The 11,787-nt window shown below is 65.4% G+C and carries 10 protein-coding genes; 2 read left to right on the top strand and 8 right to left on the bottom strand.

The window, feature by feature from the left end; all coding sequences use genetic code 11:
• Positions 1-216 precede the first annotated feature (216 nt).
• The 8 genes from pqqB to pedF all read right to left on the bottom strand — a co-directional run bounded on the left by pqqB (position 217) and on the right by pedF (position 8,387).
• Positions 217-1,131, bottom strand: a complete 915-nt coding sequence (gene pqqB / locus ACSSVC_RS15270) for a pyrroloquinoline quinone biosynthesis protein PqqB (protein ID WP_492612482.1) — start codon at positions 1,129-1,131, stop codon at positions 217-219.
• Between the two features lie 61 nt (positions 1,132-1,192).
• The gene (gene pqqA / locus ACSSVC_RS15265; RefSeq protein WP_011060521.1) at positions 1,193-1,264 is read right to left on the bottom strand and encodes a pyrroloquinoline quinone precursor peptide PqqA; all 72 of its coding nucleotides are present in this window, start codon (positions 1,262-1,264) and stop codon (positions 1,193-1,195) included.
• Positions 1,265-1,577: 313 nt separating this feature from the next.
• Complete coding sequence (exaC, locus tag ACSSVC_RS15260) at positions 1,578-3,098, bottom strand: acetaldehyde dehydrogenase ExaC (RefSeq protein ID WP_492612481.1); 1,521 nt, start codon at positions 3,096-3,098, stop codon at positions 1,578-1,580.
• A 287-nt stretch (positions 3,099-3,385) separates the two neighbouring features.
• A complete protein-coding gene (pedH, locus tag ACSSVC_RS15255; protein WP_346635703.1) occupies positions 3,386-5,161 on the bottom strand; it encodes a PQQ-dependent alcohol dehydrogenase PedH in 1,776 nt (591 codons plus the stop codon).
• A gap of 139 nt (positions 5,162-5,300) precedes the next feature.
• Positions 5,301-6,230 carry a quinoprotein relay system zinc metallohydrolase 1 gene (locus tag ACSSVC_RS15250; RefSeq protein WP_492612480.1) on the bottom strand — a complete coding sequence of 310 codons (930 nt, stop codon included), beginning with the start codon at positions 6,228-6,230 and terminating at the stop codon, positions 5,301-5,303.
• A 35-nt stretch (positions 6,231-6,265) separates the two neighbouring features.
• Positions 6,266-7,036 carry a quinoprotein dehydrogenase-associated SoxYZ-like carrier gene (locus ACSSVC_RS15245; protein WP_346635701.1) on the bottom strand — a complete coding sequence of 257 codons (771 nt, stop codon included), beginning with the start codon at positions 7,034-7,036 and terminating at the stop codon, positions 6,266-6,268.
• An 8-nt stretch (positions 7,037-7,044) separates the two neighbouring features.
• Complete coding sequence (locus ACSSVC_RS15240; protein ID WP_446440687.1) at positions 7,045-7,920, bottom strand: substrate-binding periplasmic protein; 876 nt, start codon at positions 7,918-7,920, stop codon at positions 7,045-7,047.
• Between the two features lie 5 nt (positions 7,921-7,925).
• On the bottom strand, positions 7,926-8,387 hold the full coding sequence (gene pedF / locus ACSSVC_RS15235) for a cytochrome c-550 PedF (RefSeq protein WP_346635699.1): 462 nt from the start codon (positions 8,385-8,387) through the stop codon (positions 7,926-7,928).
• A 253-nt stretch (positions 8,388-8,640) separates the two neighbouring features.
• Here pedF and exaA point away from each other — a divergent pair, with 253 nt between their 5' ends.
• Together exaA and ACSSVC_RS15225 are read left to right on the top strand one after the other, a co-directional pair.
• The gene (gene exaA, locus ACSSVC_RS15230; RefSeq protein WP_492612479.1) at positions 8,641-10,536 is read left to right on the top strand and encodes a quinoprotein ethanol dehydrogenase; all 1,896 of its coding nucleotides are present in this window, start codon (positions 8,641-8,643) and stop codon (positions 10,534-10,536) included.
• 208 nt (positions 10,537-10,744) lie between these two features.
• Entirely contained in the window at positions 10,745-11,404 is a 660-nt protein-coding gene (locus ACSSVC_RS15225; RefSeq protein ID WP_492612478.1) for a pentapeptide repeat-containing protein, read from the top strand.
• The last annotated feature ends 383 nt before the right edge of the window (positions 11,405-11,787 follow it).

Raw genomic sequence — 11,787 nt, 5'->3', positions numbered from 1 at the left:
TGCTGAAAGCAATCCGACCATCGGCTGGGGTGATCCGGACCCTGCCTGCATCCCCCCTGCAGGAGCCGGCTTGCCGGCGAAGGCAATCTTGCAGCCCCACGCATTGTAGGAGCCGGCTTGCCGGCGAAGGCGGTCTTGCGGGCCCCTTCGCCAGCAAGCTGGCTCCTACGGTATGTAACGTACGGCGTGCGGTGCATGCGACGCGCGCTGTGCAGATCAGAGGTGAATATCCATGCCGTCGTACGCCACTTCGATGCCACGGCGGGTCAGTTGCGCACGTTCGGCGGAGTCTTCGTCGAGGATCGGGTTGGTGTTGTTGATGTGGATCAGCACCTTGCGCGCCCGGGGAAAACGCTCCAGCACTTCAAGCATGCCGCCGGGGCCGCTTTGCGCCAGATGGCCCATTTCGCTGCCCAGCTTGTCGCCGACGCCACAGATGCGCATTTCATCGTCGCGCCACAGGGTGCCGTCCACCAGCAGGCAGTCGGCGCGATCCATCCACGCCAGCAAGGCCTCATCCACCTGCCCCAGCCCCGGGGCATAGAACAGACTGGCGCCGCTGCGCCGATCCTCGATGAACAGGCCGATATTGTCCCCCGGATGCGGGTTGCCGCGATGGGGCGAATACGGCGGCGCGCTGCTGCGCAGGGCAATGGCCCGCAAGGCGAGGTCCGGGCAGGCCGGCAGGCTGAACTCACGGCCGTCGAGGTGGATCGGTTGCCACCCAAGGCCACCGTTCCAGTGGCTGAGCATGTTGAACAAGGGGAAGCCACTGCAGAGGTCCTGGTGGACCATCTCGGTGCACCAGACTTGATGCGGACAGCCCTCGCGCAGGCTGAGCAGCCCCGTGCAATGGTCGATCTGGCTGTCCAGCAGAATCACCCCGGCCAGGGCCGTGTCCCGCAGCTGCCGGGCCGGTTGCAGCACCGGGAATGCCTCCAGCTGTTGGCGAATATCCGGCGAGGCATTGCACAGAATCCAGTCGCTGCCGTGGTCACTCAGGGCAATGGACGATTGGGTGCGGCGCTCGGCGCGTAGGCTGCCGTCGCGCACCCCGGCACAGTGGCGGCAGTTGCAGTTCCACTGGGGAAAACCGCCACCCGCCGCGGAACCGAGAATGCGGATATGCATGACGTGCTCCAGAAGGGCAAAAGACTCCGGCCAACACCAGGAGCGGCCGGAGTGGGACGGCTCAGCGGTTGGCGAAGTACATGGTCACTTCAAAGCCAATGCGCAGATCGGTGTACGCGGGTTTATGCCACATGGGTCAAGCCTCTTGTTGTGCCGGGGGATTCCGGTAGAGGCATTAATGCACGGGAGGCGCGGGGGCCGAATGCTACTTTGGGACGAGCCGGCGGGGTGCGTTGGTAGGGGGAGATTGGGGGCTGGTCTTGCGGGCCTCTTCGCCAGCAAGCTGGCTCCTACAGGGATGGCGGTGGTGCGAGCTTGCCCCGGTAGGGGGCGCGCATCGCGTGCTGCGCCCACAACGCACACGGGGAGGTGCCCACCCATGAGCCCTCCCCGTGTCCGTCCCGCACAAGCGCGGTGGCACCCAACCACCGCGCCTGCTGTTGCCCTTAGAAGAAGCCCAGGGGATTGATGTCGTAGCTCACCAGCAGGTTCTTGGTCTGCTGGTAGTGGTCGAGCATCATCTTGTGAGTCTCGCGACCCACGCCGGATTTCTTGTAGCCACCGAACGCGGCGTGGGCCGGGTACAGGTGGTAGCAGTTGGTCCACACGCGACCGGCCTTGATCGCCCGGCCCATGCGGTAGGCGCGGTTGATGTCACGGGTCCAGAGCCCGGCGCCCAGGCCGAACTCGCTGTCGTTGGCAATCGCCAGGGCTTCGGCTTCGTCCTTGAAGGTGGTCACGCCCACCACCGGGCCAAAGATCTCTTCCTGGAACACGCGCATCTTGTTGTGGCCCTTGAGCAGGGTCGGCTGGATGTAATAGCCGCTGGACAGGTCACCTTCCAACAGCTCGGCGGCGCCACCGGTGAGCAGTTCGGCGCCCTCTTCCTGGGCGATCTGCAGGTAGGACAGAATCTTCTCGTACTGCTGCTGGGACGCTTGGGCGCCGACCATGGTTTCGGTGTCCAGCGGGTTACCGCGCTTGATCTTGACGATCTTCTTCATCACCTCGGCCATGAATGGCTCGTAGATCGATTCCTGGACCAGGGCCCGGGACGGGCAGGTGCAGACTTCACCCTGGTTGAAGAACGCCAGCACCAGGCCTTCGGCAGCCTTTTCGATGAATTTGGGCTCGGCCTGCATGATGTCTTCGAAGAAGATGTTCGGCGACTTGCCGCCCAGTTCCACGGTGGACGGAATGATGTTCTCGGCGGCGCATTTCATGATGTGCGAGCCCACCGGGGTCGAGCCGGTGAAGGCGATCTTGGCAATGCGCTTGCTGGTGGCCAGGGCCTCGCCGGCCTCACGGCCAAAGCCCTGGACGATGTTCAGCACCCCGGCCGGCAGCAGGTCGGCGATCAGCTCGGCGAAGACCATGATCGACAGCGGGGTCTGCTCGGCAGGCTTGAGCACCACGCAGTTGCCGGCGGCCAGGGCCGGGGCCAGCTTCCAGGCGGCCATCAGCAGCGGGAAGTTCCACGGGATGATCTGCCCGACCACGCCCAGGGGTTCGTGGAAATGGTAGGCGGTGGTCAGTTCGTTGATCTCGGCGGCGCCGCCTTCCTGGGCGCGGATGCAGCCGGCGAAATAACGGAAGTGGTCGGCGGCCAGGGGCACGTCGGCATTGAGGGTTTCGCGCACCGCCTTGCCGTTGTCCCAGGTCTCGCTGACCGCGAGGATTTCCAGGTTCTGCTCGATGCGGTCGGCAATCTTCAGCAGCAGCCGCGAGCGGTCCTGGACCGAGGTCTTGCCCCAGGCCTCGGCGGCGGCATGGGCGGCGTCCAGGGCCAGGTCGATATCGGCGGCGCTGGAACGGGGGAATTCGGCGATCACTTCACCGTTGACCGGCGAGGTGTTGGAGAAGTACTGGCCAGCCACCGGCGGCACGAACTGGCCGCCGATGAAATTGCCGTAGCGTGGCTTGAAGGACACGACGGCGCCTGGGGTTCCGGGTTGTGCGTAGATCATGCTGAGCCTCTGCTGGTCGAGGCCTGTCCAACGACAGGCGATGGACCGATGGTAGAGAGCCCCGGGTGCCGGACGAATCCATCGTTGGCAGGGGGGCTCTCGTCATTTGGTCGTAGGTTGATTGCCCTGTGCGGGAGCCGGCTTGCCGATGAAGGCGCTCTTGCGGGCCTCTTCGCCAGCAAGCTGGCTCCGACGGTTGGCAGGGATATCGCGGGGGCTTTGTAGGAGCCGGCTTGCCGGCGAAAGCGGTCGTGCGGGCGCCTTCGCCAGCAAGCTGGCTCCTACGATTAGCGTTTGCTCACCAGCTCCTTGGGCAGTTTGAAGGTCCAGAGCATGCCGCCCTGGTTGAAGTCCTTGACCCGCTTGGCCACTTCGCCGCCCCACAGCGGCACCGCACCGCCCCAGCCGGAGAGCACCGAGACGTACTGTTCGCCGTCCATCTCCCAGGTCACGGGCGAACCCAGGACCCCAGAGCCGGTCTGGAACTCCCAGACCTTCTCGCCGGTCTTGGCGTTGAACGCCTGGAGGAAGCCTTCAGGCGTGCCGGTGAACACCAGGTTGCCCTTGGTGGTCAGCACCCCGCCCCACAGCGGCGCGAAGTTCTTGTGGCGCCAGACTTCCTTGCCGCTGATCGGGTCGATGGCCCGCAGCACGCCGATGTAGTCCTCGTTGAGTGGCTTGATGGTGAAGCCCGCGCCGAGGAACGCCGCGCCCTTCTTGTAGGCGATGCCTTCGTTCCAGATGTCCATGCCCCATTCGTTGGACGGTACATAGAACAGCCCGGTGTCGCGGTTGTAGGCCATGGGCATCCAGTTCTTGGCGCCGAGAAAGGCCGGAGCGACGAACACCGAACTGCCCTTGGCTTCGCTGCCCGGGGCGCCGGGACGGCTGGCCTCGTTGTAGATCGGCCGACCGTTCTTATCCAGGCCGGTGGCCCAGGTGATCTTGTCGACAAAGGGGAAGCCGCGGATGAACTTGCCGTTGGTGCGATCGAGCACGTAGAAGAAGCCGTTGCGGTCGGCGGTGGCGGCGGCCTTGATCTCCTTGCCGCCCTCCTTGTAGTTGAAGGAGATCAGCTCGTTGACGCCGTCAAAGTCCCACCCGTCGTGGGGGGTGCTCTGGAAGTGCCACTTGATGGTGCCGTCGTCCGGGTTCAGGGCCAGGCGCGACGAGGAATACAGGTTGTCGCCGGGGCGCAGGTGCGAGTTCCACGGCGCCGGGTTGCCGGTGCCGAACAGCAACAGGTTGGTTTCCGGGTCGTAGTAGCCACCGAGCCACGGCGCCGCGCCGCCGGTCTTCCACAGATCGCCCGGCCAAGTCTTGCCCGCCTCGCCACCGGAAATACCGTTCTCGATGGCCTTGCCGTCCTTGTACACATAGCCCATGTGGCCTTCCACGGTGGGACGCATCCACAGCAGCTCGCCGTTTTTCGGATCGTAGGCCTGGATCTTGCCAACCACGCCGAACTCGCCGCCGGCGACCCCGGTGATCAGCTTGCCGTTGACCATCATCGGTGCCGCGCTGATGGAATACCCCTCTTTGTGGTCAGCGACCTTCTTGCTCCACACCACCTTGCCGGTGTCCTTGTTCAGGGCCACCAGCTTGGCGTCCAGGGTGCCAAAGAACACCAGGTCGCCGTACAGCGCCACGCCGCGGTTGATCACGTCGCAGCAAGGGCGAATGTCATCGGGCAGGCGCGCGTCGTACTGCCAGAGCTTCTTGCCGGTGCGCGCATCCACGGCGAACACCCGGGAATAGGAACCGGTCATGTACATCACCCCGTCCTTGATCAGTGGCTGGGCCTGCTGGCCGCGCTGCTTCTCGCCGCCGAAGGAGAAAGCCCAGACCGGCCGCAGTTCCTTGACGTTATCGACGTTGAGCAGGTCCAGCGGGCTGTAGCGCTGGCCCTGGACGCCCAGGCCGTTGGTGACGATCTGCTCAGGGTTCTTCGGGTCCTGGAGGATCTCTTCATCGGTGACGGCGGCCAGGGCCGCGCTGGACAGCAGCATGGCGCTGAGCACCAGGCTCACGGCGAAAAAGGGACGACGTGGGGGTTGGGTCATGACGGCTACCTCTGCGGTTATTGTTGTTCCCGGGAAATTTTCCCGGTCTGCCGGGAATTCTTGGTCCCGGCCTGTTTGCCAACAATTGCCCGCAGTGCGGAGTTTTCTAGTTCCTTGGTACTGGAGCGGCAGCCGGCGCCTACAGGCCGTCGATACGCTGCAGGCGCTGGCGTTCGTAACGCGGGTACAGGTGGCTGACGCTGCGGATCAACTCGTAGCGAGTCAGGCTGATGCCGGCAAAACGCTCGGGGATCGGGCGGCGGATCATCTCGCTCATGTCGTCACCCCGGGCCGCGCCGTCGCGCATCAACCCGTCGAGCCAACCCAGGTAGTCGCGCATCTGGGCAAAGGGCGCAGCATCGCTGGCCACCGGTCCGTGCCCGGGAACGATCAGTTTCCACGGCAGGCCCTGCAAGGTGTCCAGGTCCTTGAGCCATGCCTCCAGCCCCGGGCTGTTGGGGGTGGTCAGCGCCCGCTGGTAGAACACCAGATCACCGGCAAACAGCACCCCGGTGTTCTCGTCGAGAATCGCCAGATCGGCACCGGTGTGCCCACTCAAACCGAGCAAGCGCAAGCGATGCCCGCCCACTTCGAGAACGCCGGGCTCCAGCACCTGGGTCGGCAACACCACCTCGGTGCCGCGCATCCAGTCGCCGACCATGCGGTACAGGTTCTCGGCCATGGCGTCGCCCTGCTGGCGCAGCAGGGCGGTGGTGCCGGCCAGGGCGCCGATGGGCACGTCACTGAAAGCCTGATTGCCCAGCACATGGTCAGGGTGATGATGGGTCAGCAGCAGCTGGATCACCGGCTTGTCGGTGGTGGCGGCAATGGCTTGGCGCTGGGCCTCGCCGTAGCGCTTCGATGGTCCGCTGTCGATCACCACCACGCCGCTGTCGGTGACGATAAACGCCGTGTTGACGATGTTGCCGCCATTGGCCTTGGCGAAATTGTCGGTGCTGCCTTCCAGCAGCCAGGTCCCCGCGGCGATCTGCCGGGGCTTGAGTTGATAGTCCAGATCGGCCCGGGCCGGCAGGCCCAGGCACAGCAGCAACAGCAGGATCCAACGCATGGTGCGCCTCGGCTCGGGTGGGTCAAAGGATGCGCTCAGGGCAGCTTGGCCTCGAACTGATTGCCGCTGTTGTCGCGCAACAGCAAACGGGTCTGCCCTGCCCCTCGGATATCGAACCCCAGGCTGGGGTTTTCGCTGACCGCCGGGAACAGTTCGAGGCTGGCCAGACGCTGATCGTTCTGGTCGCGCAATTCGGCGTGATTGAGGAAGAACTCAGGGATGCCGCTGACCAGGCCGTTGTCCATCGGGTGGGACACTTGCAGGCGCAGGCGGCTGGCATCACCCCGGGGATAGCGCCCGCCCAGCACCTCGCCGATGTGCTCTTCCCAACCGGGCTGGGTACGCACCACGCTGGGGGCGGTGCAGCCACCACCCGCAGCATCGATCAGGGTCGAGCCCACGTGCCACAGGCCATCGCGGGTCAGCACGGCGGCGCGCAACGGCGTGGCCTGCTCGATGCGGATGCGGATCGACAGCCAGGGCAGCACCCGCTCCCCCGGCTCGAAATCGACAATGCGCGGCAAGGGGTTGAGCTCGGCCCAGGCGAGGATGCGCACCACCTCGCCGCTGAAGGCCCGGGCGTCGATCTCCAGGGGCACCTGCCGCGCATCCTCGGCAAAGGGCGGCGCCAGCAGCTTGACCCGGTCATCGAAGACGAACGCGGCATCGCCCAGCAGTTGCTTGTGGTAGAAGGCCCACATCACCGAGGGCACCGGGTCCGGACCCGGGGCCTGCGGATCGGCGGCCAGCGCCGAGGTCGCCAAGGGCAGCCAGCACGCCAACAGACAGGTCGCTCGCCAGTTCATCGCAGCTCCTATTGATACATCTGTGGGACCTCGTAGCGCAGGCCATAACGGGCATAGAGCGCCTTGAGCCGACCGTCGCGGATCAGCCCCTCCAGGGCCTCCTCCACGGCATAGGCCAGCTGGCGGTTGCTTTCATGCACCGCCATGCCGATCTCCCACACCTGCTTGCCCATGTTCGGGTAGGCGTTTTCCGCCAGGGCCAGTTGCGGGTCACCGGCCTCGTGCAACTGCCAGTCGATCTCGCCGCGCATGGCCATCACCGCGTCCACCTGCCCGGCCCGCAGAGCGCCGAACGCCTGCTGCACGCTGGGGTAATGATGGGTCTTGGCACTGAGCATGCCGTTGAACACCGAGGTCAGGTAGAACGACGGCACGCTGTCCACCTCGACCCCGATCGGGTGCTCCTGGAACACCGCGACACTGGCCACCGAGTCCAGCCGGCGGCGGTCGAATGCCACCTGCCAGCGCTCCTCCTGATAGGGGCCGAACATCACCACGTGATCGTTGGCCAGCTCCCCCAGTTCGTTGCGCTTTTGCGCGTAGTCGTGGTCATAGGGCACGCGCATCATCAGGTCGGCCAACTGCTGGTGGCGCAGCGGACTGCCGCGCCAGATGTAGTCCCGCAAATCGTCGTCGAGCTTCTCCCCCGGGGGCGCCCAGATCAGTTGCAGGCGCACTCCCAGGGCCTCGGCCAGGGCTTGCGCCAGCTCGACGTCGACGCCCCGGGGCTGGCCCCGATCCTCGAAGCTGTAGGGGGCGAAATCCTGGTACACCGCCACCTTCAGCTCACCGGAGGCGATCATCGTGTCGTAGTTGCGCACCCCGGCCTGCGCCGCCGCGCAGCACAGCAGCAAGCCACTGAAAAACAGCGCCAGGCGGCCCATGGCGATCACTCCTCGACGCGCACGCTGTCCAGGTAGGTGCGCACCGCCCACAGGGCTTCCTGGCTCAAGTAGTCGGCCATCTTCGGCATGTATACCCGACCATCGCGCACCGCGCCGTGGCGCACCCGCTCGACGAACCATTCATCCCCGGCCTCGCCGGCATCGAGCATGCGCAGGTCCGGAGCGATGCCGCCGGACTTGGCTTCCAGGCCATGACAGGCGGCGCAGTTCTGGTTGTAGGCCGAGGCGCCGATTTCCACTGCCTTGTCGTGCTCGGGCGAGGTGCGGTACGGGTTGACCGCGGCCCAGCCGTCGCCATCGACGCTCACACCGGCATCCTTGATCGGCGTCAGGCCCTTGGTTTCCACCGCCTGGGGCACCACGTTGCCATGGGCCCATACGGAACCGGTGAACACGGCACCGGTCAGCAGCCCTACCGCGAGCAAGGCGTTGCGTTTTGTTGTCATTGTTATGCCCTCAAGATTGCACGCAAGACCTCAATACAGAGGCCATGGCGCCATCTTAGAAACAGCCGGCGGGCGGCCGTATGCTGCTTTGGTGGTCGCGCTCTACTCCCTTGGTAGTAGGGCTTGTGGCGCGGGCCTAAATCAGGTGCCGCCCGGGAACTATTCCCGGCAAGGGCGGGACTTTTTCCGTATCTCAACCCCCGTCCCGGGGCAGACCCTAGTCAGGCCAAAACCTCCACTGGGAACTGCAACCATGACAATAAGATCGCTCCCCGCCCTCTCCCCCCTGAGCCTCGCCGTCCGGGCCCTGCTGCTGGCCGGCAGCCTGTCCCTGGGCGCGGCGGCCACAGCGGCCACCGCCCCGGCGGCACCTGCCAGCAAGAACGTGACCTGGGAAGACATCGCCAACGACCACCTGAGCACCCAGGACGTGCTGCAGTACGGCATGGGCACCAACGCCCAGCGCTGGAGCCCGCTGGCCCAGGTCAACGACAAGAACGTGTTCAAGCTGACCCCGGCCTGGTCCTACTCCTTCGGTGACGAGAAGCAGCGCGGCCAGGAATCCCAGGCCATCGTCCGCGACGGTGTGGTCTACGTCACCGGCTCCTACTCGCGGGTATTTGCCCTGGACGCCAAGACCGGCAAGCGCCTGTGGACTTACAACCACCGCCTGCCGGACAACATTCGCCCGTGCTGCGACGTGGTCAACCGCGGTGCGGCGATCTACGGCGACAAGATCTACTTCGGCACCCTCGACGCCCGGGTCATCGCCCTGGACAAGAACACCGGCAAGGTGGTGTGGAACAAGAAATTCGGCGACCACAGCGCGGGCTACACCATGACCGGCGCCCCGGTGCTGATCAAGGACAAGACCAGCGGCAAGGTGCTGCTGATCCACGGCAGCTCCGGCGACGAATTCGGCGTGGTCGGCCAGCTGTTCGCCCGTGACCCGGTGACCGGCGAAGAAGTGTGGATGCGGCCTTTCGTCGAAGGCCACATGGGCCGCCTGAACGGCAAGGACAGCACCCCCACCGGCGACGTCAAGGCACCGTCCTGGCCGGACGACAAGACCAGCGAAACCGGCAAGGTCGAAGCCTGGAGCCACGGCGGTGGCGCCCCTTGGCAGAGCGCCAGCTTCGATGCCGAGACCAACACCATCATCGTCGGCGCCGGCAACCCCGGCCCGTGGAACACCTGGGCGCGGACCTCGAAAGACGGCAACCCCCACGACTACGACAGCCTCTACACCTCGGGCCAGGTCGGCGTCGACCCGAGCACCGGCGAAGTGAAATGGTTCTACCAGCACACGCCGAACGACGCCTGGGACTTCTCCGGCAACAACGAACTGGTGCTGTTCGACTACAAGAACAAGGACGGCAAGGTGGTCAAGGCCACCGGCCACGCCGACCGCAACGGCTTCTTCTACGTGGTAGACCGCAACAACGGCAAACTGCAGAACGCCTTCCCCTTCGTCGACAACATCACCTGGGCCAGCCACATCGACCTCAAGACCGGGCGCCCCGTAGAGAATCCCGGCCAGCGTCCGGCCAAACCGCTGCCGGGTGAAACCAAGGGCAAGCCGGTGGAAGTCTCGCCGCCGTTCCTGGGTGGCAAGAACTGGAACCCCATGGCCTACAGCCAGGACACCGGGCTGTTCTACATCCCCGGCAACCAGTGGAAGGAGGAGTACTGGACCGAGGAAGTGAACTACAAGAAAGGCTCGGCGTACCTGGGAATGGGCTTCCGTATCAAGCGCATGTACGACGACCACGTCGGCACCCTGCGCGCCATGGACCCGACTACCGGCAAGCTGGTGTGGGAGCACAAGGAACAGCTGCCGCTGTGGGCCGGCGTCTTGGCGACCAAGGGCAACCTGGTATTCACCGGCACCGGCGACGGTTTCTTCAAGGCCTTCGATGCCAAGACCGGCAAGGAGCTGTGGAAATTCCAGACCGGCAGCGGCATCGTCTCGCCGCCCATCACCTGGGAACAGGACGGCGAACAGTACATCGGCGTGACCGTGGGCTACGGCGGCGCGGTGCCACTGTGGGGCGGCGACATGGCCGAGCTGACCAAGCCGGTGGCCCAAGGCGGTTCGTTCTGGGTGTTCAAGATCCCGAGCTGGGATAACCAGAGCGCCCAGCGCTGATCGTCACCGCCCTATCTGTGGCGAGGGAGCTTGCTCCCGCTGGGCCGGGCTGGCGTACCAGCGCGCAGCGGCCCCGAAACCCGCCCCGGGATGTGCCAGACACACCCCGGGGGCCGGGCTCTGGACGGCTACGACCCCAGGGCGCCGGTCGACCGGGAGCCCGCCTTCTCGCCACACCCGTCTTCACTCCCGCCTGGAGCACCGCACCATGAACTACCTGCCCCTTGTCCTGCTGTTGAGCCTGTCCCCCGCCTTCGCGGTGAACATCGACGACGACGGCAACGACGTGCCCCTGACCATCAACGGCTGCCTGATTGCCGAATCCAGCCAATGCCCGGGTGCCAACCTGCGCGGCGCCAACCTGGCCAACCAGGACCTGCGCAAGATGAACCTGGCCGGCGCCGACCTCTCCGGCGCCGACCTGCGCCATGCCCAGTTGGACCTGGCCAACCTGGAAAAAGCCCGCCTGCAGGGCGCCAACCTGACCCGCGCCAGCCTGCAACAGAGCAACCTGCGGCTGGCGGACTTCACCGACGCCAAGCTGATGGCGATTCAGGGCTGGGGCCTGTTTGCCCAGGGCGCGCAATTCGAGAACGCCAACCTCAGCGCGGCCTATCTGCAATTTGCCCGGCTGTCCGGAGCCAAGCTGCACCGGGCCAACCTGCAGGCGGCGGATCTGGAGATGGCCTGGTTGAACAAGGCCGACCTGCAAGGGGCCAATCTGAGCGAGGCCAATCTGCAAGAGGCCAAGTTGGGCGAGAGCAATCTGGAGCGGGCCGATTTGCGCGGGACGCGGCAGCATTATGGGAATTTTCAGGATGCCAATATGGAGGGGTGCCGGGGGTGTCCGGGGACGTGGGATAAGTAGGGGGGGCATATTCGGTGCTGCGGGTGGGGCTACTTCGGGTTCGGGGGGTGGGGACATATCCATTCCTGCGGGTGGGGCTGCTGGCGAGCGGGGTTTGGGTACATATCCATTCCTGCGGTAACGGCCACTTAGGGTTTCGCCCTTACGGCGAGTCACTTTGGAAAGAGCCCAAAGTAACCAAAGGCTCTTGCCCCTCCACTTGGTGCCTCGCCTAGGCTCGGCATGCCCTCACTCCGGCATTGATCCGTGGGCCGCCGCCACAGGCCATCCATGGCCTGGGGCGGCTAACCCGGCGTCCTGCCGGGTTACCCACGGATCAATGCCTGCGTTCGGCCATCGTGGTTAACGGGGCGCTCAGATCAAGATCAAGAGCGTGACGGCGG

The sequence above is a fragment of the Pseudomonas sp. E1BtOHC1 genome (genome assembly GCF_058744285.1).
Note: the sequence above shows the minus strand (reverse complement) of the source record. Positions and strands in the feature narration are given on the sequence as shown.

Bases quoted from the DNA above. Each gene is read 5' to 3' on its own strand.
- pqqB (WP_492612482.1), bottom strand. From the start codon at position 1,131: ATGCATATCCGCATTCTCGGTTCCGCGGCGGGTGGCGGTTTTCCCCAG.
- exaC (WP_492612481.1), bottom strand. From the start codon at position 3,098: ATGATCTACGCACAACCCGGAACCCCAGGCGCCGTCGTGTCCTTCAAG.
- pedH (WP_346635703.1), bottom strand. From the start codon at position 5,161: ATGACCCAACCCCCACGTCGTCCCTTTTTCGCCGTGAGCCTGGTGCTC.
- ACSSVC_RS15250 (WP_492612480.1), bottom strand. From the start codon at position 6,230: ATGCGTTGGATCCTGCTGTTGCTGCTGTGCCTGGGCCTGCCGGCCCGG.
- ACSSVC_RS15245 (WP_346635701.1), bottom strand. From the start codon at position 7,036: ATGAACTGGCGAGCGACCTGTCTGTTGGCGTGCTGGCTGCCCTTGGCG.
- ACSSVC_RS15240 (WP_446440687.1), bottom strand. From the start codon at position 7,920: ATGGGCCGCCTGGCGCTGTTTTTCAGTGGCTTGCTGCTGTGCTGCGCG.
- pedF (WP_346635699.1), bottom strand. From the start codon at position 8,387: ATGACAACAAAACGCAACGCCTTGCTCGCGGTAGGGCTGCTGACCGGT.
- exaA (WP_492612479.1), top strand. From the start codon at position 8,641: ATGACAATAAGATCGCTCCCCGCCCTCTCCCCCCTGAGCCTCGCCGTC.
- ACSSVC_RS15225 (WP_492612478.1), top strand. From the start codon at position 10,745: ATGAACTACCTGCCCCTTGTCCTGCTGTTGAGCCTGTCCCCCGCCTTC.